Here is a 23,984-nt window from a genome sequence, read left to right on the forward strand (position 1 = left end):
ACGCTCAAGAGGTGGGTACGACAGTGGACGCGACCGCCGCCGCCGCGGGTGAGCTCGCCGAGCAGGCAGCGCGGCGCTGCCGGCTCACGGTCGAGCTGATCCACGAACCTGCGGACGCGGGCGAGGCGGCCCAGCTGCTCCAGCAGATCTGGCGCACGCCGCACGGGGCACCGATCGCCCCCGAGCTGTTCGTCTCCCTCGAGCACACGGGCAACTACGCCGCCCTGGCCCGGCAGGACGGCCGGGTCGTCGCGGCCTCGGCCGCCTTCCGCGCCGGCGACGGGTCTCCGCACCTGCACTCGCACATCACCGGGGTGGCCGCCAGCCACCGGGGCCGGTCCGTGGGGTATGCCATGAAGCTGCACCAGCGGGCGTGGGCGGTCGACCACGGCTACGAGGTCATCTCGTGGACGTTCGACCCGATGCAGTCGCGCAACGCCTACTTCAACGTGGTCAAGCTCGGCGCCAGGTTCGACCGCTACCTGCCCGACTTCTACGGACCGATGGGGGATGCGATCAACGAGGGCGGGCTCAGCGACCGCGGTCTGATGAAGTGGGGCCTCAGCACGCCCGCTGCCGCCCATACCTCCGCCGCCCCCGATACCTCCGGCCCCATGCCGGTCGTGCTCCCGCTGCTGGCGGTGGAAGACGGCCGGGCCGAGCTGCACGTACCGGCTCTCGACGCGCCGCTCGTCAGCATCACCGTCCCCACCGACGTGGGCAGCCTGCGCCGGAGCGACCCGGACCTGGCCCTGCGCTGGCACCACGGTGTCCGGGACGCCTTCCTCGCCGCCCTCGGCCAGGGCTACGAGGTCTTCACCTTCGACCCCCACCACCACGCCTACATCCTGCGGAGGCCCGACGCCCATGCGCCTGCACCGAGCTAAGCTCTTCACCCTCGAGATGCCCCTCGTCTCACCCTTCGCGACATCGTTCGCGGTGCAGACGCACCGACAGCTGCTCCTGCTGCGGGTCGAGACGGACGCCGGCGTGGGCTGGGGCGAGTGCGTCGCCATGGCCGACCCTCTCTACTCCTCCGAGTACCTGGCGTCCGCGGGACAGGTGATCACCGACTTCCTGCTGCCCAGGCTCACCGGCAGGTCCCTGTCGGCCTCCGCCGTCAGCCACCTGCTCGGGCCGGTCAAGGGACACCGGATGGCCAAGGCGGCCGTGGAGATGGCCCTGCTGGACGCAGAGCTGCGCGGAGCCTCGATGAGCCTGAGCGACTACCTCGGCGGCGTGCACGACCGCGTCCCCAGCGGGGTCAGCGTCGGCATCATGGGCAGCGTGGAGGAGCTCCTGGCCGCGGTCGCGGGCTACCTCGAGGAGGGGTACCGGCGGATCAAGCTCAAGATCCAGCCCGGCTGGGAGATCGAGCCGGTGCGGGCGGTCCGCCGCGAGTTCGGCGACGACATACCGCTGCAGGTCGATGCCAACGCCGCCTTCACCACCGCCGACCTGCGTCTCTTCCAGCAGCTGGACGACTTCGGGCTGCTGCTGGTCGAGCAGCCCCTGGAGGACGAGGACCTCACCGACCACGCCTGGCTCGCCGAGCGGATCAGCACCCCGGTCTGCCTCGACGAGTCGGTGGTCAGCGCCAAGTCGGCGGCCGACGCCATCGGCCTGGCCGCCTGCTCGGTGGTCAACATCAAGGCCGGCCGCGTCGGCGGCTACCTGGAGGCCAGGCGGGTGCACGACGTCTGCGCCGCCCACGGCGTCCCCGTCTGGTGCGGCGGCATGGTGGAGACCGGCCTGGGCCGAGCGGCCAACATGGCGCTCGCGGCCCTGCCCAACTTCCGCCTCGTCGGGGACACCTCCGCCTCCGACCGCTTCTTCACCACCGACATCATCACCGAGCCGTTCGTGCTCCAGGACGGGTACGTCGCGGTGCCCACCGGCCCGGGCCTGGGGGTCGAGGTGGACGAGGACGCACTCGCTGCCGTGACCGTCGCCCGTGCCGAGGTCGTCCTGGGCTGATCGCGCCGGATAGGTCGGTGTCCGGCCGGAGTCGGGTCTCTCCGGACGGCCCGACCGGACAGGCGTGGGCGCCCTGTCTCAGGCGGGCGCCCCGCGGACGGCCCGACCCGGCAGCGCCTCCTGAAGCAGACGGTCCGTGATCACCGGGACGCCACCGACCAGCAGGTGCACCACGCCCTGGCTGGGGCGGGTCGGATCGAGGTATGTCGCGGCGTCGGTGAGCGTGGCCGGGTCCAGCACCACGATGTCGGCGTCCGCCCCCTCGCCCAGGTGGCCCTTGGTTCGGCTGGCTGGACTGGCCTCGTCGAGCACGCGCGCAGGCAGGTAGGAGCAGCGGCGGAAGGCCTCGAGCCAGCTCCACGACGCGGTCTCCAGCACCATCCTGCGCAGCGAGCGGGCGAAGGTTCCCGCGGTCCGGGGATGGGTCAACCCACCCTCCGGCAGCGGCCAGGTCCGGGACTCCCACGACTGGTCCGGCCAGATGATCGGCATGGCGTCGCTGGCGACGATCGCGTCGGGGTAGCTCAGGGAGCGCAGCAGCAGGTCCTGGTCCCGGGGGTCCTGCTCGTCGAGGAACTCCACGACGCAGGGGGCTCCGGGATCCTGCGCGCGGACCTCGGCCAGCCGTCGGGCGTCCTGGATCCGCTCCCCGGTGGCGACCAGGACGATGTTCTGGGGGGTGAGGTCCCAGCGGTGCAGGACCTCGGGTGCCAGGAAGGCGGCTCCGACCGCGGTGGAGCCGGCGCCGTAGGGGTAGCACTCGACGGTGACCCGGCTCCCCGCGGCCCGGTGTCCCTCCAGGCTGGTGAGCACCCTGTCCACGTGCCGCCGCGAGGTGCTGTTGACGTGGCAGTGGTGCATGGCGGCGCCGGTCTCGGCCGCCACGATCCCGATCTCGTCGGAGCCGTCGACGGGGGTGGTCGGGTCGGACTCCACGATCTCGCGCACGTGGGTGTAGACGGGTGTCCCCGCCTCGGCGGCGAGGTGGCCGACACCGAGGAACTCGGCCGGGTCGCTGTGGGGTGCGTACCCCAGGAGCACTCCGATGCCGAGGGCACCGTCGGCCAGCTCCTCCCGCAGCAGCTGCAGCCAGGTCTGCAGCTCGCGCGGGCTCGAGGACCGCTGCCAGTCGGGGCGGCCCAGGAGCCGCAGCGACGCCTGGATGTCGGCGGTCGGGGTGATGCCCTCGTGAGCCGCCGCCCTGGCCGAGGCCCAGGAGGCGGAGAAGCCGTAGTTGAGCGGCCGGCCCTGAGCCGCCGCGTCGGCGTAGGCCTTGGCCACCGGCATCAGACCCGACTCCAGGTCGAGCGCCGTCGTGACCCCGTCCATCGCCTGCAGCCGCATACCGGCCACCGAGTGGACGTGGCTGTGCAGGTCCACGAAGCCCGGCCCGACGACCAGGCCGGCGACGTCGACCACCGTGGCGCCGTCGACCGGTGGGGCCGCCCCTGGCCCATCGACGGGGACCACACTGAGCACGCGCCCGTCCTGGACGTGCACGTCGGCGACGCCGTCGAAGCCGCTGCCGGGGTCGATGACCCGTCCGCCGCGCAGGATCAGTGTGGTGCTCGGTCTGGTGCTCATCGTCGGGCATCCCTCATCCGGATCTCCAGCATGGCGGCGAACCGGGCGTCGGCGTCGCCGAGGTCGAGGTGGGCGATCTCGGAGAGGCGGCGCAGCCGGTAGCGGAAGGTGTTGGGGTGGACGTGCACCCGCGTGGCCGCCAGGGCCACGTCGCCGAAGGCGTCGAGCCAGGCGGCCAGGGTGTCGACCAGCTGGGACTGGTTCTCCTCGTCGTGCTGCTGCAGCAGCGCGATGGGTCCGCGGGGGACGTCGTCCCGGGCGTCGGCCAGGTCGGCGAGGTCCATCAGGACGGTGTCCACCGAGACGGCGCCGATCCGGGCCACCTGGGGGCGGTCGGAGCCCCGGCGCAGCAGCGCCCGCGAGGCCCGGTCGGCCTGGGACCGGGCGCGGGGCAGTGCGTCGACGCCGCGCGCCGGATCGCTGACGCCAATGACGGTGACGTGCTTGTCGGCGACGCGGAGGGCGAAGTCGTGCACGATCGCCTCGACGCGGTGCGGGTTGTCGGAGGGGACCAGGCCGTAGACGACCTTGCCCACCAGGGCCGCGGCGCTGCGGGGGCTGGAGGAGACCAGGTGGACGGCGAGGGTGTCCGCGAGCCGGGCGCTGTCGGCGCGGTGCTCGGCCTCCCTGAGGCTGTCGGTGCCGGGCTCGGCGCCCACGACCAGGCGGACGGCCACGACGCAGACGGTGCTGGCCTGCAGCCCCAGCCGGTCGAGGGCCTCGGCCGCGTTCGGCCCGCCCTCGAGGGCGGTGGACACCAGGTCGGCGCGCAGCCGCCGCTCGACGTCGGCGCCGGCGCGCAGCCGCAGCAGGTGCAGGGCGACGATGCTGGAGGCGTCGATCATGGCCCGGGTCCGCGCCTCGTCCAGTGGGCCGGGGACCGCCGCCCAGATCGAGCCCAGCACCTCGTCACCGGCCCGGACGGCCATCGCCACCCGCGGCCGGATGAAGGCGTCGTCGGGCTGCTGGCCGGGCTCGATGTAGACCGGGACGGTGGAGCGGTAGAGCTCGGCGAAGACGCCCCGCTCCGCCAGCAGCGCCGCGAACCGCTCGGGCACCTGTCGACCCAGGATGGTCTCGATGCGGGAGGGATCGGCCTCGTCCTGGGCGCCGGAGAAGGCGAGCACCTTGGAGCTGCGGTCCTCGATGGTGATCGGTGCCCCGAGCAGCGAGCCGATGGCGTTGGCCACCGAGAAGAGGTCGCCCGAGGGCAGGCCGCCGAGCGTCTCGGAGTCGACCTTGCCGAAGTCGTCCTGCGAGAGCAGCGAGCCCAGCAGGGTGGCCAGCTGGCTCCAGGAGGCGCCACGCCGCAGGGTCAGCAGCGCGACACCGGACTCCTGCACCGCCGACTCGAGCGGGGGGCTGACCTCGACAGGGCTGCGGACCACGACCGCGGTGGCCCGCGCGGCCCGTCCCGCCTCCAGCAGCTGGTGGACGTCCCCACCGCTGACACCGACGCCGAGGAGGATCGCGTCCTCCCGGGTCGGGGCGTCGTCCAGGGGGTCGTGGATGACCACGGAGGAGACCTTGCGGTCCAGGCCCACGGCGATGACCTGGTCGGTGAAGGTGGCCCCCAGGTCATCGAGGATGCGACCGAGCGTGGCGCGCGGTCTGCTGCTCATCCCGGTGGGCTCCCAGGGCACGGTGGTGGGCTCGGACCGACCCGACGATAGCAACGAGACCGTCAGGTCGGTCGGGTCGGTCCGAGAGGCCGCACGTGGTTTACGCAGGGTCACGCAGGGTCACGCTGGGTGAGCCGTCCGCCGAAGTGCATGGCCGCCACCTGGCCGTCCGCGCCCCGCTGGAAGGAGCCGCGGTGGCCGGACTCGCCGTCCTCCACGACCACGAACATGTCGCCGTCCTCACCCACCATCTTGATGGGGGTGGGCGGACCCTCGAAGGCCTCCGCCGGGGCGCCGACCATGTCCAGGAAGTCCTGCGTCGGGACACTGTCGATCTGCAGACCGTCGTCGGTGGTGGTGACGGTGCAGACGATGGAGATGTTGCGGTAGACGCCCTCGTACTGCCGCAGCGCCTCGGCCGGCCGGTCGGTGGCCGCGAGCGTGGGCCACTGCAGGCCCAGGTACTCCGTGATCGCGGCGCGCACGACGGCCCGGTGCAGGTCACCGCCGCCGGAGGCGTTGGTGAGCACGGCGATGCCGAAGCCGCGGCTGGGCACCAGGTCCAGGGCCGACTCCTGGCCGATCGTGGTGCCGCCGTGGCCGACGACCTGGGTGCCGTCGACGTCCTGGATCAGCCAGCTGATGCCGACCGCGTCGCCGAGCGTGCTCCCGGGGGTCTCGACGGTGGGGACCTTCATCCGCTCTAGGGTCTCCTGCGGCAGGATGCGGGTGCCGTCGGCCGCAGTGCCGTCGCCGAGGTGGAACTTCATCCAGGTGATCTGGTCGGTGATGGGCGCCGACATGCCGCCGGCCGGTCCACCACCCCGGGGCATCGCCCAGGGCCGGGCGACGGAGAACTCCCCGGTCTCCTCGTCCTTGAGGTGGCCGACGGCGAACCGACGGGTGATGACGTCCTCGGCGAAGAAGAAGGTGTCGTCCATGCCCAGCGGCGCCAGGACCAGCTCGGCCATCGCCTGGTCGAAGGTCTTGCCGGTCACCACCTCGATCACCCGACCGGCGACGGACAGGGCGGCGTTGTTGTAGCTCATGCCCTCGCCGACCGGGAAGTCCTGCTTGAGCTCGGCCATGTGCTCGACGAAGTCCTCCAGGGCGCGGTCGCCGCGCTCCGGGGTGCCGAGGTAGTCACCGGACCAGCCGGCCGTGTGGTTGAGCAGGTGCTTGACCCGCACCGCGGCCGACGCCTCCTCGTCGGCGACGGTGAACTCGGGCAGGTAGTCACGGACCGGTGCCTCGAGGTCCACCAGGCCCTGCTCGACCAGGATCAGCATCGCCGTGGCGGTGTAGGTCTTGCCGGTGGAGCCGAACTGGAAGAGCGTCCTCTCGTCCACCTCGAGGGGGTTCTCGACGTTCGTCACGCCGTGGAAGGCGTAGGTCACCTCACCGTCGTGCACCATGCCGACCGCCACGCCGGGCACGGGGTGGCGGGCGACCTGCTCGTCGAGGATCTGCTGCAGGGTCTTGCTCATCATCGGTTCCTTTCGGAGGGCGGGGCGGACCCCGGTACGGGGGAGAGTGAGGTCGTGAGGTCGCGCACGAGGTCGGGTATGCCGACCGGCCGGGCGAAGTGGCAGGCGGCCCGGTGGCGACGGCCGTCCGCGCCGTCGACCGGGTCGTCGGTGAGGCACACCGGGCGGTCCAGGACGAGGGGCCCGACGGGGCACCGCGGGTGGAAGCTGCACCCCGCCGGCACGTGGTGCGGGTCGGCGGGCTCGGCGAACCGGACGGGTTCCGGCGCCGACGACTCCTCCAGGAGGGTGTCGCCGACCGAGAGCGTGGAGCCCAGCAGCATCTGGGTGTACGGGTGCTGGGGGTCGCTCATCAGCTGCTCAGTGGGGGCGGACTCCACGATCCGGCCCATGTACATCACCGCGATGACATCGCTCACGTAGCGGACGACAGACAGGTTGTGCGAGATGAAGAGCATGGACAGGCCGAGGTCGCCGCAGACCTCCTTGACCAGGTTCAGCACCGCACCCTGCACCGAGACGTCCAGGGCGCTGGTGATCTCGTCGGCGATGATCACCTCGGGCCGCGCCGCCAGGGCGCGGGCGACGGCGACCCGCTGCCGCTGGCCGCCGGAGAGGCTCCCCGGCAGCCGTGAGGCGACCGACGGCTCGAGGTGCACCTGCTCGAGCAGCTCGGCGACGCGAGCCCGGCGGTCGGTCCGCTCCCGAATCGCCTCGGCGATGCTGGCGCCGATGCTCATCCGCGGGTCCAGCGCGCCGGAGGGGTCCTGGAAGATCATCTGCACCGGCCGCCGCCGCCCCCGGGTGGGCACCGGCCGACCCCCGAGCAGCACCTGCCCGCCGCTCGCCGGCGCGAGCCCGACCGCGGCCCGGCCCAGGGTGGACTTGCCGGAGCCGCTCTCGCCGACCAGCCCGACCACGCTGCCCCGGGGGACCGCCAGGCTGACCCCCTCGACGGCGGTCATGGCCGTCGGGCCGCGGCCGTAGCGGACGGTGACGTCCACGAACTCGAGCGTCGTCATACCTGCACCTCCTCCTGCGGCTGGGTGAGGCCGACCGGCCCCTTCTGCGGGTGGTGGCAGGCCACGCTGCCGCCGGTCGGGGAGGGCGCCAACGCCGGGTCCACGCGGAGGCAGACATCGGTCGCGAAGGGGCAGCGCGCGGCGAACGCGCAGCCCTGCGGCAGGTCCGCGGGGTGCGGCGGCCGGCCGAGGATCGTCGCCAGGGGGCGGGACCGGTCGGTATGCATGTCGGGCAGGGTGGCGAGCAGCCCGCGGGTGTAGGGGTGGGCGGGGCCGGTGGTGAGCCCGGCGACGTCGACGACCTCGACGACGCGTCCGGCATACATGACCAGCACCCGGTCGCACATGGCGGAGATGACCGACAGGTCGTGGGAGATGAGCAGCAGGGCGGCGTCCTGCTCGCGCTGGGCCCGCTTGAGCACGCGCAGGACCTGCTCCTGCACCGTGACGTCCAGGGCGGTCGTCGGCTCGTCGGCGATGATCAGTGCCGGCTCGCCCATCAGACCCATCGCGATCATCGCGCGTTGCCGCATGCCGCCGGAGAGCTCGTGCGGGTACTGCCGGGCCCGGCGCCCGGGGGAGGGGATGCGTACGGCCCGCAGCCGGTCGACCGCGCGGTCCCAGGCGGCGCGGCGGGTGGTGCCCTGGTGCTCGCGGCTGTGCTCGGCGAGCTGGGTGCCGGTCCGCATCGTGGGGTTGAGCGAGCTCATCGGGTCCTGGAAGACCATCGACAACCCCTGGCCCAGGTGCCGCCGCCGCGCCTTGTCCGACGGGGTCGTCAGCTCCAGCCCGTCCAGCTCGAGCCGACGGGCACGCACGACGACCGGCGGGTCGGTCAGCTGGGACACGGCCATGGCGGTCAGGGTCTTGCCGGAGCCGGACTCGCCCACGATGCCCACGGCCTCGCCGCGGCCGACCGCGAAGCTGAGGTCGCGGACCGGGGTGGCCACGGTGTCGTCACCGAGGGGGATGGCCACGCTCAGCCCCTCGGCGCGCAGCACGGCGTCGTCCGGCACGGGGACGTGGTCGTCCCGGACGTGGGTGTCGGCAGCGATGGCCTCGTCCACCAGACGGCGGGCGCGGGCGGGGGAGAGGGACACTCTGCGCCCCAGGAGCTGAGCCCCTGCCTCACCGGTGAGGTTGAAGGCCAGGCTGGCCAGCACGATGGCCAGGCCGGGGGCCAGGGCGGCGAGCGGGTTGGTGTAGATGGCGTTGAGCCCGTCGCTGAGCATCCGGCCCCAGTCGTAGTCGGGCAGCTGCACGCCCAGCCCCAGGAAGGACAGGCCGGCGAAGGCGAGCAACGAGCCGCTGGCCGCCAGGGTGCCGTTGATGATCAGCGGCTCGCCGATGTTGGGCAGCACGTGCCGGAAGAGGATGCGGGCGCGGGAGATGCCCAGGGTGCGCGCGGCGCTGACGTAGTCCCGGCCGACGACCCCGGCCGCCAGGGTGTAGGTGAGGCGGGCGAAGGCCGGGGTCATCGCGGTGCCCAGGGCCAGCACCGCACCCTGCGGCCCGACGCCGAAGATGATGGCGAAGAACAGGGCGAGCAGCAGGCCGGGGAAGGCGACGAGGATGTCGATGAGCCCGGTGATCAGGCGGGCCAGGGGCGGCGGGGACAGCGCGGCCACGCACCCCACGACGATGCCGATCGCCATACCCATCGCGGTGGCTGCCAGGGCCAGCCCGACCGACAGACGGGTCGCGACGAGGACCCGGGCCAGGATGTCGCGGCCCAGGGCGTCGGTGCCGAACGGGTGGTCGGGGGTAGGACCTGAGCCCAGCGCCTCGATGTTGTTGGTGTTCGCGGCCTCGCCCCAGATGGCTGGGCCGAAGAAGAGCAGGAAGAGGATGAGGAGGTTGACCGCCAGCGCGGCCAGGCCGAGCGGGCTGACCAGCATGCGGCGCATGCTGGTGCCGCGACCCTGCCTGCGGACCGGGCGCTGGGGCAGCATCGTGCTCATGCTGCCTCCCGGATCGTGGAGCGTGGGTCGAGCAGGGCCAGCGCGAGGTCCACCCCGAGGTTGATGAGCAGCACCATCGTGCCGTAGACGAGGACGATGCCCTGGACCATCGGGTAGTCCTTGGCCAGGATCGAGCTGACCATCGTCGGGCCCAGGCCGGGCCAGGCGAAGATGGTCTCGACCAGGACCGATCCCACGACCAGCCCGGCGAGCAGCAGCCCGGAGACGGTGAGGGTGGCGGTCAGGGCGTTGGGCAGGGCGTGCCGCAGGTAGATCCGGCTGGCGCGCAGCCGCTTGGCCCGGGCCGTGCGGATGAAGTCCTGGCCGAGCACGCCGAGCACCTCCACCCGCACCAGGCGGGCCAGGGCCATCGCCGAGCCGAGCGTCATCGCCGCCACCGGCAGCACGTAGGACGAGGGCCCCGACCTGCCGGCGATCGGCAGCACCCCCAGGTTGACCGCGAAGACGTAGACGAGCAGCACCGAGAGCAGGAACTCGGGGATGGCCGAGACGACCATCGAGCCGGAGGTGAACCCCAGCTCCAGCGGCCGGCGACGCCCGTCCCGGGTGAGGATGGCCATCACCAGGCCGAGCGGGATCGCGATGAGGGTGACGGCCACGAAGGCGAGCAGAGCCAGGGCCAGGGTGTTGGGCAGCCGCGTGCCGATGGTGTCGATGACCGGGAGCCGGTTGAGCATCGAGACGCCGAGGTCGCCCCGGGCCAGGTCGGCGAGGTAGCTGCCGTACTGGACGTGCAGCGGGTCGTTGAGCCCGAGCGTCTCGCGCTGACGCTCGACCAGGTCCTGCGGAGCGGTCAGACCCAGGGCGTTGCGGACCGGGTCACCGGGGATCAGGTGCAGCAGCAGGAAGGCGAAGGTGACGAGCAGCCACAGCGAGACCACGAACCGGCCCAGCCTGCGCACCAGGAAGACCACCCACGGGTTGAGGCTGCGTGCCGCCATCTGGGGACCGTCCACCGTCACGGCGCTCCCGGCGTGATGGCTCATCGGTGCAGACCTTTCCTTCTCACGGGTGGGGTATGCGGACACGGGTCGAGGTCTGCGGGCCGGCCGGGCAGGTGCGCCCGGCCGGCCGGGGATGTCACTGGGTGGACCGGACCGAGGACCCGTCGATCTCGCCGCTGGAGGCCTCGAGGGTGACCCCGTTGAGGTAGTTCGAGGCCACGATGTCGAACATGGGGGCGACGTCGACGTTCTCGATCAGGGCGGTCTCCGCCTCGGTCCACAGGGCGCAGGCCGCCTCGATGTCGCCCTCGGCGTTGGCCTCGGCGCTCTTGGTCGTGTAGGTCTCGTTGTCGATGTGGGCGAAGTTGGTGCCGTCGGGGACAGCCGGTCCGGACAGGAAGGCCATCAGCTGCGGGGGCAGGCTGACGGTGACCGGGATCCAGCCGGCGTCCCAGTCGCCGGAGCCGAAGATGACCTCGTTGAGCTGGGTGGCGGCGATCGTGGACGGGCTCACCTCGGCCCCCACCTCGCGCCACTGCTGGGAGAGCAGCTCGGCAGCGGCCGACAGCTCGTCCCCGCCGCGCTGGGGGAAGATGAACTTCAGGCTCAGCCGGTTGCCCTCCTTCTCCCGGATCCCGTCGGCGCCCCGGACCCAGCCGGCGTCGTCGAGCATCGTGTTGGCTGCCTCGACGTCGTAGGCGGGCAGGTTTCCGGTGACGGTGTCGCCGGGGCACACCTTGGGCTCCAGGGTGACCAGGCCGGTGGAGACCTGGCCGGCGGCGCCGGCGCCCACGGCCGTGACCATCTCGATGTCGGTGGCCGCGACCAAGGCCTTGCGCACGGCCGGGTCGGCGCCCGGGTGGCCCGGGCCCTGGTTGAAGAAGGTCTCGCCCAAGGGGGAGGCCGCGCCGTACCGGTCCAGGCCCGCGGCCTGCACCCGCTCCTCGTCACCGGGGCCGACGGAGGCGATGTTGATCTCGCCGTTCAGCAGCAGGTTGGCGGTGGTCGTCATGTTGGGGATGACGCGGAAGACGAAGGTGTCCGGGACGCCCTCGCCCTCGAAGGGCTCCTGGCTGGGGCCCCAGTGGTAGTTCTCGTTGCGGACCAGGGTGTAGCTGTCGTTGGGCACGACCTCCTCCAGCACCCAGGGACCGGTGCCGGCGGTGGCCTGGGCCAGCGTCTCCCGGTCGTCCAGGCCGGAGCGGCAGACCATGAAGACCGAGGTGAGGTTGCTGAGCAGGAAGGCGTTGGGGGCGCTGACCTCGACGGTGACCGTGCCGGCTTCGTCGTCGGCGCTGGCGGTGGCGTCTGGCGGCACCATGACGCCCAGGAGGGGGGAGGCGTTCTCCGGGTCGGTGATGAAGGAGATGTTGTCTGCGGCATCGGTCGCGGTGAACGGCGTGCCGTCGGCGCAGGTTGCGTCGGGGTTGAGGGTGAAGGTCACCGAGGTGGGCGTGACCTCCCACTCGGTGGCCAGGTTGGGCACCATCTCACCCTCGGGGCTGGTGCGGACCAGTGAGTCGTAGGCCATCCGGCCCACCCCTCGTGTGGTCTGCAGCACCGTCATCGACGGGTCCAGGTTGCCGGGGTCGTCGGTGATGGCCATCGTGACGGTGCCGCCGGCCTCGCCGAGCTCCGGGGTGCCGCCGCCCGGGGTCTGGGTGCTCGCGCCGGTGCTGCTGCCGTTGTCGGCGCCGGGGGAGTTGGAGCCGTTGCTGCACGCCGACAGCACGAGGGCTCCGCCCATGGCGATGGCGACGAGCGGTCGAGTGGTGCGCATGTCCAACCTCCTGGGGTCGTGGGATGCAGTCATCGTCGCCCTCGGTGCCCCGCCCGTTCATCGTCCGATCCGACGAGTGGGGGTGCCTACGTTGGTCCACGCGCACAGCAGGCCCACCCCGTGGGACGCGGCGGGCGTGACTCCTCGTCGTGAGATAGTTCGTGCACCTATGTGGGACACGGTCGGGAGGCGCAGTCGTTCTCGGACCAGACGTCGGCGCGTCCTGCTGGGTGGCGGTCTGGCCCTGGTCGCGGCGGCAGCAGTAGCGTCCGCGGTCATCGGCTCCGACTCAGGTCTCCAGGCCGACGCCCCGCACGCGAGCGACCTGCCCGCGGCACTGGTGCCGGAGGTGGGATGGGATCCGATCGCAGCCCTCGGCTCCCTGACCGTCATCGATGACGGCACCTCGCTGGCGAGGACCGCCTACGACCGGGACTTCTTCGGACAACGCTGGCTGGACGTCGACCGCAACGGCTGCGACACCCGCAACGACACCCTGCGCCGGGACCTGGATGACCTGGCCGTGCGGGAGGGCACCCAGGGCTGCGTCGCCCAGTCCGGGGTCCTCGTCGACGCCTACACCGGCGAGGAGTTTGTCTTCGAGCGCGGTACGGCCCACGCCGGTGAGCTGCACGTCGACCACATCGTCGCCCTGTCCGATGCCTGGCACAAGGGGGCGGAGGGCTGGAGCGAGGACAGGCGGGCTGAGTTCGCCAACGACCCGACCAACCTCGTGGTGACCTTCGGCCCGGTCAACCTGAGCAAGGGGGCCAACGACGCGGCCTCCTGGGTGCCGCCCGACGAGGATGCCTGGTGCGGCTTCGCCGTCCACGTGGTCTGGGTCAAGGAGGAGTACGACCTCGCGGTCACCGAGGACGAGGTCGACTCCCTCGGGCAGCTGCTCTCGACCTGCCACCCGTCGTCGCCGGCGCTGGTCGGGGTCGGGTCAGCCGGACCCTGACCTTGTCCAGGGTGGCGAAGGCGGTGGCGGTGGCGGTGTCCATCGCCCGCTCCAGCCGCGTGATGATGCTGCACGGGCCCACCTGTCGGCAATGGGCGGGCGTGCCTTTCTCCCGCCGTGGCGAGTAGGGAGCGGCACACACTTGGCCGGTGTCCTTGACCCGCAGCAGGACCCGGTGGGAGTGTCCCGATGTCGGGGACGGACCCCAGGAACGAAGAGGGCAGATGGCGACCGAGGGGGCGAGGCACCGAGGCACGTCCATCCTGGGCACCGAGGTCCGCCGGGTAGAGGACCCCGACCTGCTGACGGGTCGCGGCCAGTTCGTGGACAACCTCGACATCCGGGATATCGAGATCCTGCACGCGGTCTTCGTGCGCAGTCCGATCGCACACGCCCGCCTGCTCGACATCGACACCTCGGCTGCCTTGGGGGCGCCCGAGGTGGTCGAGGTGTTCACCGGCGCGGACATGGGGAGCGCTGCGGTGCCGCAGTTCCGGCAGCTGAGCGAGGGCATCCCGAGACCGGCCCTGGCCCTGGACCGGGTGCGCTTCGTGGGAGAGCCGGTGGCGATGGTGCTGGCGACCTCGCGAGCAGCCGCCGCGGACGCAGCGGACCTGGTCGAGGTGAGCTACGACCCGCTTGCTGCCGTCGTCGACATGGAGGCCGCTCTGGAGCCGGGCGCACCGCTGCAGTTCCCCCACCGGGGGACCAACATCGTCCTCGCTGCTCGCGACGACGACCACGACGTGCTGGCCGGGGCGGCCACCGTCGCTCGGCTGCGCCTCGAGAACAACAGGCTGGCGTCGAGCCCCATCGAAGGGCACGTGATCCTCGTGCGCCCCCACGTGGACGAGTCACTCTCGTCGACCTCGGGAGCCCAGGCTGCGGTGCACGGGCTGGACGTGTGGGTCGGTACCCAGCACCCCCACATCTCCCGCAGGTTTCTCGCGCAGTGGACCGGGCTCGCGGAGGCGTCGATCCGGGTGCGCGCGCCACACGTCGGCGGGGCGTTCGGCGGCAAGGCCGGGGTGACCGCCGAGCATTGCGCCGTCGTTCTCGCCGCGCAGCGACTGGGGAAGCCCGTGCGGTGGGCGGAGACCCGGAGCGAGTCGATGCTGTCGATGACGAGCCGTGGACAGGTCCAGTACGTCGAGCTCGGGCTCGACGTGGACGCCAGGATCGTCGGGATGCGGGCCCGCGTCGTGGGTGACTGTGGTGCGTACGCGGGCTTCGGCGGCTCGTTCGCCACCGGGTCCACCCGGACCATGTCCGAGGGGAGCTACCGGATACCGCGCCTGCGGTACGACGCGGTGGCCGTGACGACCAACACCGCCCCCACGAACGCCTTCCGCGGGGCTGGACGACCGGAGGCCGCAGCCATGATCGAGCGCGTGATCGACCACGCAGCGCGTGTGGTGGGTCTGGCGCCGGAGGAGCTGCGGCGACGCAACTTCCTGACTCCAGACGAGTTCCCCCACACCACCCGGTTCGGTGCGACCTACGACTCGGGCGACTACGCCCTCGCCCTGCAGGCCGCACTGGACGCGGCCGGCGTCGAACAGGTGAGGGAGGAGCAACGGCGGCGGCGGGAGGAGGGGTCCGCGTGGCAGCTCGGGGTGGGGATCGCCAGCTATGTCGAGATCACCGGGTTCGGCGGCGCTGAGTACGCTGGGATACGCGTCGGCGATGACGGGCAGCTGACCGTGATGGCGGGTACGTCCGCTCACGGGCAGGGACACGCCACGACCTTCTCCATGCTGGTGGCCGAACAGCTCGGTGTGACCTTGGACCGGATCACCTACCTCCAGTCGGACACCGCGGTGGTCCGCTCCGGGGGAGGGACCGGAGGTGCCCGCTCGGTGCAGCTGGGTGGCAGTGCAGTCCGTCAGGCCGCGGTGCTCCTGCGGGAGAAGGTCCTGGCCCTTGCGGCCGACCTGCTCGAGAGCTCACCCGACGACCTCGAGCTCGCCGATGGGCGGGTCGAGGTGCGCGGGGTCCCCGGGCACGGCGCGTCCTGGGACCAGGTGGTCGCCCACGCTGGTCAGCGGGGGGTCGACCTCTCCGTCGACACCGATTTCCAGCAGGACGGGTCCACCTTCCCGTTCGGCACGCACGTCTGTGTGGTCGAGGTCGATGTCGAGACGGGCCGCGTGCGACTGCTGAGGCACGTGGCCGTCGACGACTGCGGCACCGTGATCAACCCTCTCCTCGTGCGCGGCCAGCAGCACGGGGGCGCCGCGCAGGGGATCAGCCAGGCGCTGTGGGAGGAGGTCCGCTACGACGCCGCGGGAAACCCGCTCACCGCCACCCTCGCGGACTACACCCTCCCCTCCGCCGCCGACCTCGTCATGCTGGACACCGTCTCGACGGTCACGCCGACCGACCGGAATCCGCTGGGCGCCAAGGGGATCGGTGAGGCTGCCACCGTCGGGTCCACGCCTGCGGTGCAGAATGCCGTGATCGACGCCGTCGCCCATCTGGGCGTCCGTCATGTCGACATCCCGTGCACCCCCGAGCGGGTGTTCACCGCCATCCAGGACGCCCGACAGGGATGTCACCTGCCCTGGCACGAGCCGCCAGCAGTCTTCGACGCGCTGCCGGACCTCGAGAAGATCGCCGACGTCGAGGTCTGAGGCATAAGCGGAAGCACATAGGAGCACGCCGTCCCATGTGTGTAGTCACATTGTTGCCACGGCGTCGGGCTGAGTAGCGTGCAGGGGACGGGCATGGGCGCTCCGGCCACGGACGCTCCGGCCACACCCAGTACCGAGCCGAGACGAGAGTTGCCGATGACGCCTAGCTCAGCATCCAGACCGGCCGTGACCGCCACCGGGGAGTCGTTGCAGGCCCACGGGCCCGACGCCACCACGTTCCGAAACGTCATGGGTCGGTACCCGACGGGTGTCACTCTCGTGGCCGGCCTCGACGAGCAGGGGGAACCACTGGGCATGGTCGTCGGAACGCTCACGTCCGTCTCCCTCGACCCGCCCCTGGTCGCGTTCCTTCCCTCCAAGACGTCGTCCAGCTGGGCCAAGATGAGGCATCTGCGACGCGTGTGCATCAATGTGCTGGCCGCCGATCAGGAGGCGTTGTGCCGGACCTTTGCCTCCAAGGCGGTGGAGGATAAGTGGGCCGGGGTCGCGTGGCACCCTGCGCCATCCGGCGCGCCCGTCATCGAGGGCTCGGTCGCTTGGATCGACTGCGAGATCGAGGAGGTCCTCGAGCGGGGTGACCACTACATCGTCCTGACCCGGGTGGAGGGTATGGCAGCCGCCCGCTCGGTCTCGCCGCTCACCTTCGTCCGTGGGGGGTACGGACGGTTCAGCATCGACTCCCTGGTGGCGGAGGAACAGCCGGGGCTGATGGATCAGCTCAGGATCGCCCAGCTGGCCCGTGGCCTGATGGAGCACCTGGCTCAGGAGACCGGGTACGAGAGCACCATCCAAGCCTCCGTCGGGGACGAGCTGGTCATCCTGGCTGCGGCCGGCGGTGACGACCCCGACTGGGCGGGGGAGAACCACGTCGGGATCCGACTCCCCTTCATCCCTCCCTTCGGGGGCATCTTCATGGCGTGGTCCTCCACCGAGGCCGTCCACGAGTGGATCGAGCGGCGCTGGGCTCCCTCGACGGACCAACGGGACCAGCAGGTGGCCGCACTGCAGGACATCCGCGACGCGGGGTATGTCGTGGTCACGCCGATCGATCCGCAGGTCGACGCAGTGCTCGACAAGGTCTTCGACGGTGATGCTCCCGAACCAGAGGAGATCCAGCAGCTGCGGGACCGTATCCAGGCCCTGGACCCGTACTACGTCACCCAGTTCAGCGACGACGAGGAGCTCACCGTCCGGTACCTGGGCGCCCCCGTCTTCGACCGGCGGGGCCGGGTCGTGGTCGTGCTGCGCCTCATCGTCGGCGAGGTGCTCTCCGGGGCCCAGACCAGGCCGCTCGTACGGCGGCTCGTCGAATCGGCCGACGCCATCACCGCCCTGATCGGGGGCGTGCGGCCGGAGACAGACCAGGACGTCGCCGAGCTGAAGGGAGACGGTCAGTGACCGACAACAAGAACCGGATCGTCGTCCAGCACGCGCTGGGGGAGCCAGCCCACGCACTCAGGGTCGACCGTGAGGATGTCCCCGAGCCCGGGCCGGGGGAGGTCCTGGTCGAACTGGTGATGGCGCCCATCAACCCGGCCGAGCTGCTCATGCTTCGGGGGCAGTACGGCTACCGGGACACGGTGCCACCCGTGCCCCGCAGGACCGGTGTCGAAGGTGTTGGTCGGGTCGTCGCCGGCGCCAGCGACGCGATACCGGAGGGCACCTCGGTGCTCCTGAGCGGGCTGCCTCCGGTGATGGCCGACTACCGCGTGGCGCCCGCCGACCGTCTGGTGCCCCTACCACCCGGAGCCGTGGCCGAGCAGGTGGCTGTCAGTTTCATCAACCTGCAGTGCGTGCTGCTCAACCTCCGTCACCCGTCGTTGCGGGCCGGCGGCTGGCTGATCCAGAACGCCGCCAACTCGGCCTACGGACGGGCCGTGGACAAGGTCGCCCACCGTCAGGGCTACCGGGTCATCAACGTGGTGCGTTCTCGCCAGGCAGCGGCCGAGATCGCCGACGCCAGCGGACCGGTCCTGCTCGGGGGACCGGATCTGCGCCAGCAGGTCCTGGAGGTGACCGGTGGCGTCGAGCCCACCCTGGCCCTGGACGCGGTGGGGGGCGAGAGCACCGGACACCTGGCAGACACCCTCGCCGCCGGATCTACGGTGCTGACCTACGGGTTGCTGTCCGGGCAGCCCTGCTCGGTCGACACCAGGCTTGTCGTCTTCCGGGGGATCACCCTCACCGGCTTCTGGCTCCCCAAGGCGCGTGCGGAGACTTCACCGGACCTGCTCTCACAGATCTCCCGGGAGGCACTGGAGCTCGCGGCGCAGGGGGTGGCCGCTGTGCCCGTCGCCGCGCAGTACGGACTGGACGAGGCGGTGCGGGCGTTCGAGCACGCCGACCGGTCGGGGCGCAACGGGAAGATCGTCGTCGTCCGATGAGGGGCGACCAACCGAAGGGATGTATGACGTGACACAACTCAGTGCGCTGGTGACCGGGGCGACCCGGGGCATCGGGCGTGGGATCGCGGACCACCTGGCCGGGGCGGGCTACGCCCTCACGATCGCGGCCCGTCGTGCGGATGCCTTGGCGGCTGCCGCCGACGAGCTGCGGGACCTGGGCGCACCGCGCGTGGAGACGGTCGCGGCCGACATGGCCGACGCGGACGCCGTGGAGACGGTCCTGGCCAGGCACCGCGAGGCGTACGGGTCCCTGAACGCACTCGTCCTCGCCGCCGGAGTCGGGTCGGCGGCCCCGCTGGAGGGCTACCCCATGCGGCGGTACGACAAGCAGCTCGCGGTCAACGCACGGTCGGCGTTCCAGCTGGTCACCGGCGGCATGGACCTCCTTCGCGCCGGCGCCCAGAGCGAGCCGGAGCGGGCATCACGCATCCTCGCGCTCAGCTCGGTGGAGGGCCTCTACCCCGAGGAGGGACTGGCTGCGTACGGGGCGAGCAAGGCGGCGCTCATCGCCCTCATGCAGTCGGTGAACGTCGAGGTCGGCCAGCACGGCGTGACGGGCACCGCGATCTCCCCGGCCTACGTCGACACCGAGATGTCGGACTGGGTCGCCGACCGCGTCCCCAAGGAGTCGATGATCCGGGTGGCGGACGTGGTCGCCGTGGTCAGCATGGTCCTGGCGGCCTCCCGCACCGCGAGCTTCCCGCACATCGTCATCAACCGCACGGGCGCGAGCCCGTACCAGGCCTGAAGGAGAAAACGTGGACAAGGTGTACAACAGCGCGGCAGAGGCGGTCGCCGACATCCCGGACGGAGCACGGCTCTCGGTCGGCGGGTTCGGTCTGTGCGGCATCCCCAGTGTGCTGATCGGGGCTCTCCTGGACGCCGGAACAGCCGACCTGGAGGCAGTGTCCAACAATGCCGGCGTCGACGACTGGGGGCTAGGTCTGCTGCTGCGGGAAGGACGCATCCGGCGGATGGTGGCCTCCTACGTGGGGGAGAACAAGACCTTCGAGCGGCAGTTCCTGCAGGGCGAGCTCGAGGTCGAGCTGATCCCGCAGGGCACCCTGGCCGAGAAGATGCGGGCGGGCGGTGCAGGTCTGGCGGCCTTCTTCACCCCCACCGGCCGCGGTTCCTGGGTCAGCGAAGGTGGTCTGCCATGGCGGTACGGCCAGGGAGGCCAGGTGCTCAAGGAGTCCCCGCCGAAGGAGACCCGCGTGTTCACCTTCCGCGGCGAGGAGACCGAGTTCGTCATGGAGGAGTCCATCACGACCGACTTCGGGCTGGTGCGGGCCTGGAAGGGCGACCGGCACGGCAACCTGGTCTTCCGCCAGAGCGCCGGCAACTTCAACGCCCCGGCAGCCATGTGCGCGCAGGTCGTGGTGGCCGAGGTCGAGGAGCTGGTGGAGGCCGGTGAGATCCCGCCGTCGGAGGTCCACCTGCCCGGCATCTACGTGCACCGGGTCGTCCCGCTGACACCCGAGCAGGCGGCCGACAAGCGTATCGAGGTGCGCGCCGTCCGGTCCGCCGCGGACTCTGCCGAGGTTCCTGCTGCACCCCCACGGGAGGAGGGCCGCCTCGGGCTGACGCGCGAGGAGATGGCCGCCAGGGCAGCCCAGGAGCTCAGCGACGGTGACTACGTCAACCTGGGCATCGGCCTGCCCACCCTGGTGCCCAGTCACGTGCCGGACGACGTGGAGATCGTGCTGCACTCCGAGAACGGGGTGCTCGGCACCGGGCGCTACCCCACCGAGGACGAGGTCGACGCCGACCTCGTCAACGCCGGCAAGGCGACCGTCACCCTGCGTGCCGGTGCGAGCCTGTTCGACTCGGCGACGAGCTTCGCGATGATCCGCGGCGGCAAGATCGACGCGGCGATCCTGGGGGGTATGCAGGTCAACGCCTGCGGTGACCTGGCCAACTGGATCATCCCTGGCAAGATGGTCAAGGGGATGGGCGGCGGTATGGACCTGGTGCAGGGTGCCAAGAAGGTCGTCGTCCTCATGGACCACGTCGCCAAGGACGGTTCCCCCAAGGTCGTGGACGAGATCAGCCTGCCGCTGACCGGCAAGGGCGTCGTCGACCGGATCATCACCAACCTGGCCGTCTTCGACGTCACCGAGGACGGTCTGGAGCTGGTCGAGCTGGCGCCAGGGGTGAGCCAGGCGGACGTGGCAGCGGCGACGACCGCTCCATACCGGGTCAGCGACGACCTGCAGGAGATCCAGACCGACGCCTGAGACAACGGCGAGGTCCCGCACGACGGCACCAGCGTGGGCCGCACCCTCCGAGGGTGCGGCCCACGCTCGTGCTCGAGGTCGACGGACGGACTCGGTGACCCCCGGACCTCAGTCGGTCACGACGTGGGCGCGCACCCAGGTGCGCTCCTCGTCCGTCCAGCCCTTCCCGAAGGCGTAGTCGACCATGGCGTCGAGCTTGCTCAACCACGCATCGTCCGGCGCCTGCGCACGCAACCAGGCGGTGGACACCTGGACGTGGTCCTCGACCAGCCGGCCTGCGCCCTGCTCCTGCAGGGCCGCGGCGAAGGGCTCCGGAGGAACGTCCGAGGGGCGCACCACGTGAAAGCTGTCGAAGGTCCGGGCGTCGGCCAGGACGACCTGGCCGCGGTCGAGCTCAAGATGCATGGAGGCTCCTCACGGGGGTATGCCGGATGTCGGGCCGCGGTCCGGGCCCGACGACAGGTGGGTCCCATCCTGCCCGGAACACGACTGGTAGAGCGCACACACCTCGACGGGACATCGTGTGTCCGCCGCCATTCCGGGGGCTGCGCCGGTTCCCTAGCCTCCGATCATGACGACAACCTACGCAGTCCACTACACCTACGGCATCGACAGCGCAGACGCGCGGCTCGAGCACCGCGACGCGCACGTGCAGTTCCTCCTCGGGCTGCAGGAGCAGGAGGCCCTCCTGCTGTGCGGCGCCTACTCCGACGACCAGCACCCCGGAGCGTTGCTCGTGGTCGCGGCCGAGAGCGCCGATCAGGCGCGGAGCACCGTCGAGCAGGACCCCTACCACCAGCGCGGCCTGATCGACGACATCGCCGTCCGCGAGTGGGTGAGCCGGCTGGGCTCCCGGTCGGAGGCACTGCAGTGACCTCCACGCAGGCAACCGTCGGCGTCGCGGACCAGCAGATCGACGCCGCTGTCTGGATGGAGGTCGGCCGCATCGACCTGGTGCCGGTCACGCCGCCCGCGGTCGGGCCCCGCGACGTCGAGATCGAGGTGGGGGCCTGCGGCATCTGCGGCTCCGACGTGCACCGCTTCCTGGAGGGCCAGTGGTCCACACCCGGCCAGCGGCTCGGTCACGAGTTCGCCGGGACGGTGACCGCACTCGGTCAGGAGGTCGAGGGACTCTCGGTGGGTGACCGGGTCGCGGTGAACCCTGCCGTCCCCTGCCTCGAGTGCGACCGCTGCCGCGAAGGGCGGACGAACCTCTGCTCCGGACTGCGTGGTGCCGAGGGCGGCCTCGCCCAGCGCGTGCGAGTCCCGGACGCGCAGCTGGGCCGACAGATCTTCCTCATGCCTGACTCGATGACGATGGAGGAGGGTGCCTTCCTCGAGCCCCTCTCGGTCGCCGTGCGTGCCGTCCGCAGGGAGCAGCTGCCTCCGGGCGAGCCGGTCCTGGTCGCGGGCCTGGGCACGATCGGACAGTGTGTGGTGAGGGTCCTGCTGGACGCTGGTGTGGAGACCGTCATCGGCGTCGACACCTCACCCGTGCGGCGTCGTGCGGCGGAGGAGGCGGGCGCGCTGGTCCTGGCGCCCGACGAGGTCCGGCCCGTGGTGCTGGAACGGTGGGGTCAGACCGTCTCCCCCTATCAGACGTCCGGGGCGCTGGGCGGCGTCTTCGAATGCTCGGGCGCCCCGTCGGCGCTGGCCCAGGCCCTCGAACTGGTGCGCGCGGGTGGGTTTGTCTCCCTCGCGGGTCTGTTCGCGACGCCCCCGGCGGTCGACGTCAACGCCGTCGTGCAGAAGGAGCTGCTCCTGCGCGGAGCCTTCGCCTACACGATGGACGACGTGCAGGAGGCCTTCGCCCTCGCCAGCTCCGGGCGTCTCGGGCTGGCGGAGCTGGTCTCGGACAGGTTTCCCTTGGCCCGGGTGCAGGAGGCGTTCCAGCGGCAGGCAGACACCCATTCCACGATCAAGGTCGTGGTCCACCCCTAGCGTGAGCGCGTGTGTGCATGCACAGCCATTAGCGGCTTCTGGTGTGCGCACGCCCGTTGAACGCCGACGATGATCCAGCGACGCTGGGACCGAGGTCGGCGAGCGACCTGTTAGTTCAGAGAGGAACTACTGTGAAATTCCACTGGTTCGCCGAGGTCACCTACGAGGACCTCCCTAAGGACTGGCCGCCGCCCGGGAAGGGCGGGTGGATGGACAGCGACATCGCGCTGATGGATCCGCGGCGCATGGGCGAGAACTACCGATCCTTCATCCGGCTGATGCAGCAGGCGGACCGTCTGGGCTTCGACGGGCTGGCGGTCAACGAGCACCACCAGACCCCGTTCGCGGTGACACCGTCGCCGAACCTGCTGGCCGCCAGCCTGGCCAGCTCGACGGAGAACGCGGCCATCCTGGTCATCGGCGACTCCCTGGCACTGTACAACCCGCCGACCCGGGTGGCCGAGGAGCTGGCCTACCTGGACTGCCTGTCCGACGGTCGCGTCATCGCCGGCATGGTGTTCGGCACCCCGATGGACTCCACCTTCGCCTACGGCACCCCGCCCTCGGAGGTGCGCGAGCGTTTCCATGAGGCCCGGGAGCTCATCCTGCGCTCGTGGAAGGAGCCCAAGCCGTTCGCGCACAACGGCAAGTACAACAAGCTGCGCTACGTCAACGTGTGGCCGCGGCCCGTCCAGGAGACGCCGCCGGTCTGGGTGCCCGGGTCGAGCAGCATCGAGACGTGGGAGCTGGTGACCGAACAGAACTACTGCTACGGCCACCTGTCCTTCTCCGGTCTGCAGGCTGCCCGCCCCATCGTCCAGGGCTACTGGGACTACGTGGAGGCCAACGGCGGCGACATGAACCCGCACCGGATGGCGTTCACCCAGCTGATCTGCGTGGCCGACAGCGACGCCGAGGCGGAGAAGAAGTACTACGAGGCGGTCAAGTCGTTCAACCGGATCCGCAACCCCGAGGCGCGCTGGGCGCTCGCCCCGGGCTACAACACGGTGAAGTCGATGACCACGCAGATGAAGCGTGACGGCACGGCCGGGATGGACCCGGAGGACGCGCGTCGTGCGGTCAGCGGCGAGATGAGCTTCTGGGAGTACGACGAGAAGGGCTTCATCATCGCGGGCACCCCGGACCGCGTCGCCCAGCGCGTGCGTGAGCTGGCCACCGAGCTGCGCATCGGCCAGCTCATCACCAGCCTCCACATGGGCAACCTCAACGAGGAGACGGCGGCGGAGAACACTCACCTCTTCGGCACCAAGGTCGCACCCCAGCTGCGCGACCTGTGGAGCGAGTACGACGATCACTGGACCCCGAAGGCCAGCCAGGAGCGGGTCGCCGCTGTCTCGGCCGGCCTCGGCGCGACGCAGGGGAGCTGA

At 71.3% G+C, this 23,984-nt stretch carries 19 protein-coding genes and 1 pseudogene; 12 read left to right on the forward strand and 8 right to left on the reverse strand.

What is annotated here, in order from left to right; translation table 11 throughout:
• Nucleotides 1-11: 11 nt before the first annotated feature.
• Nucleotides 12-887, forward strand: a complete 876-nt coding sequence (locus tag ESZ52_RS08490; RefSeq protein ID WP_131104552.1) for a GNAT family N-acetyltransferase — start codon at nt 12-14, stop codon at nt 885-887.
• On the forward strand, nt 868-1,977 hold the full coding sequence (menC, locus tag ESZ52_RS08495; protein WP_131104553.1) for an o-succinylbenzoate synthase: 1,110 nt from the start codon (nt 868-870) through the stop codon (nt 1,975-1,977). The genes ESZ52_RS08490 and menC overlap by 20 nt, the downstream gene beginning before the upstream one ends.
• A 78-nt stretch (nt 1,978-2,055) precedes the next feature.
• Here menC and ESZ52_RS08500 read toward each other — a convergent pair whose 3' ends face one another.
• The 7 genes from ESZ52_RS08500 to ESZ52_RS08530 all read right to left on the reverse strand — a co-directional run bounded on the left by ESZ52_RS08500 (nt 2,056) and on the right by ESZ52_RS08530 (nt 12,398).
• Nucleotides 2,056-3,561: an amidohydrolase family protein gene (locus ESZ52_RS08500; RefSeq protein WP_131104554.1), complete on the reverse strand. Its 1,506-nt coding sequence runs from the start codon at nt 3,559-3,561 to the stop codon at nt 2,056-2,058.
• Nucleotides 3,558-5,183 (reverse strand): PucR family transcriptional regulator, encoded by a 1,626-nt coding sequence (locus tag ESZ52_RS08505; RefSeq protein WP_131104555.1) that lies wholly within the window; start codon nt 5,181-5,183, stop codon nt 3,558-3,560. The genes ESZ52_RS08500 and ESZ52_RS08505 overlap by 4 nt, the downstream gene beginning before the upstream one ends.
• A 110-nt stretch (nt 5,184-5,293) precedes the next feature.
• Nucleotides 5,294-6,670: a serine hydrolase domain-containing protein gene (locus tag ESZ52_RS08510; RefSeq protein WP_181009872.1), complete on the reverse strand. Its 1,377-nt coding sequence runs from the start codon at nt 6,668-6,670 to the stop codon at nt 5,294-5,296.
• Nucleotides 6,670-7,692, reverse strand: a complete 1,023-nt coding sequence (locus tag ESZ52_RS08515; protein WP_131104557.1) for an ABC transporter ATP-binding protein — start codon at nt 7,690-7,692, stop codon at nt 6,670-6,672. The genes ESZ52_RS08510 and ESZ52_RS08515 overlap by 1 nt, the downstream gene beginning before the upstream one ends.
• Nucleotides 7,689-9,653, reverse strand: a complete 1,965-nt coding sequence (locus ESZ52_RS08520) for a dipeptide/oligopeptide/nickel ABC transporter permease/ATP-binding protein (protein ID WP_202865431.1) — start codon at nt 9,651-9,653, stop codon at nt 7,689-7,691. The genes ESZ52_RS08515 and ESZ52_RS08520 overlap by 4 nt, the downstream gene beginning before the upstream one ends.
• Entirely contained in the window at nt 9,650-10,660 is a 1,011-nt protein-coding gene (locus tag ESZ52_RS08525; protein ID WP_131104558.1) for an ABC transporter permease, read from the reverse strand. Before ESZ52_RS08525 ends, ESZ52_RS08520 begins: the two co-directional genes overlap by 4 nt.
• A 94-nt stretch (nt 10,661-10,754) precedes the next feature.
• Nucleotides 10,755-12,398 (reverse strand): ABC transporter substrate-binding protein, encoded by a 1,644-nt coding sequence (locus tag ESZ52_RS08530; RefSeq protein WP_181009871.1) that lies wholly within the window; start codon nt 12,396-12,398, stop codon nt 10,755-10,757.
• A gap of 169 nt (nt 12,399-12,567) precedes the next feature.
• Between ESZ52_RS08530 and ESZ52_RS08535 the strand changes: the two genes are divergently transcribed.
• From ESZ52_RS08535 to ESZ52_RS19455, 7 genes and pseudogenes are all read left to right on the forward strand, one after another.
• Nucleotides 12,568-13,359: an HNH endonuclease family protein gene (locus tag ESZ52_RS08535; protein ID WP_181009870.1), complete on the forward strand. Its 792-nt coding sequence runs from the start codon at nt 12,568-12,570 to the stop codon at nt 13,357-13,359.
• 224 nt (nt 13,360-13,583) lie between these two features.
• Complete coding sequence (locus tag ESZ52_RS08540) at nt 13,584-15,992, forward strand: xanthine dehydrogenase family protein molybdopterin-binding subunit (protein ID WP_131104561.1); 2,409 nt, start codon at nt 13,584-13,586, stop codon at nt 15,990-15,992.
• A 186-nt stretch (nt 15,993-16,178) separates the two neighbouring features.
• Nucleotides 16,179-17,411, forward strand: coding sequence for a flavin reductase (locus ESZ52_RS08545; RefSeq protein ID WP_181009869.1), 1,233 nt, complete (start codon nt 16,179-16,181; stop codon nt 17,409-17,411).
• Nucleotides 17,408-18,397, forward strand: a complete 990-nt coding sequence (locus tag ESZ52_RS08550) for a zinc-dependent alcohol dehydrogenase family protein (protein WP_131104563.1) — start codon at nt 17,408-17,410, stop codon at nt 18,395-18,397. Before ESZ52_RS08545 ends, ESZ52_RS08550 begins: the two co-directional genes overlap by 4 nt.
• 28 nt (nt 18,398-18,425) lie before the next feature.
• The gene (locus ESZ52_RS08555) at nt 18,426-19,166 is read left to right on the forward strand and encodes an SDR family oxidoreductase (RefSeq protein ID WP_202865432.1); all 741 of its coding nucleotides are present in this window, start codon (nt 18,426-18,428) and stop codon (nt 19,164-19,166) included.
• Between the two features lie 10 nt (nt 19,167-19,176).
• Nucleotides 19,177-19,953 (forward strand): annotated as a pseudogene (locus ESZ52_RS19450) (CoA transferase subunit A); the annotation flags it as partial.
• A 60-nt stretch (nt 19,954-20,013) separates the two neighbouring features.
• Nucleotides 20,014-20,655 carry a 3-oxoacid CoA-transferase subunit B gene (locus tag ESZ52_RS19455; RefSeq protein ID WP_202865461.1) on the forward strand — a complete coding sequence of 214 codons (642 nt, stop codon included), beginning with the start codon at nt 20,014-20,016 and terminating at the stop codon, nt 20,653-20,655.
• Nucleotides 20,656-20,763: 108 nt separating this feature from the next.
• On the opposite strand, the gene ESZ52_RS08565 is transcribed toward ESZ52_RS19455, so the two are convergent.
• Nucleotides 20,764-21,060, reverse strand: coding sequence for a hypothetical protein (locus ESZ52_RS08565; protein ID WP_131104566.1), 297 nt, complete (start codon nt 21,058-21,060; stop codon nt 20,764-20,766).
• Between the two features lie 166 nt (nt 21,061-21,226).
• Between ESZ52_RS08565 and ESZ52_RS08570 the strand changes: the two genes are divergently transcribed.
• The 3 genes from ESZ52_RS08570 (at nt 21,227) to ESZ52_RS08580 (ending at nt 23,984) form a co-directional block, all read left to right on the forward strand.
• Complete coding sequence (locus ESZ52_RS08570) at nt 21,227-21,529, forward strand: YciI family protein (RefSeq protein ID WP_131104567.1); 303 nt, start codon at nt 21,227-21,229, stop codon at nt 21,527-21,529.
• Complete coding sequence (locus tag ESZ52_RS08575; protein WP_131104568.1) at nt 21,526-22,596, forward strand: zinc-dependent alcohol dehydrogenase; 1,071 nt, start codon at nt 21,526-21,528, stop codon at nt 22,594-22,596. Before ESZ52_RS08570 ends, ESZ52_RS08575 begins: the two co-directional genes overlap by 4 nt.
• Nucleotides 22,597-22,727: 131 nt before the next feature.
• Complete coding sequence (locus ESZ52_RS08580) at nt 22,728-23,984, forward strand: LLM class flavin-dependent oxidoreductase (protein ID WP_131104569.1); 1,257 nt, start codon at nt 22,728-22,730, stop codon at nt 23,982-23,984.

The organism is Ornithinimicrobium sufpigmenti, assembly GCF_004322775.1.
GTDB lineage: Bacteria > Actinomycetota > Actinomycetes > Actinomycetales > Dermatophilaceae > Ornithinicoccus > Ornithinicoccus sufpigmenti.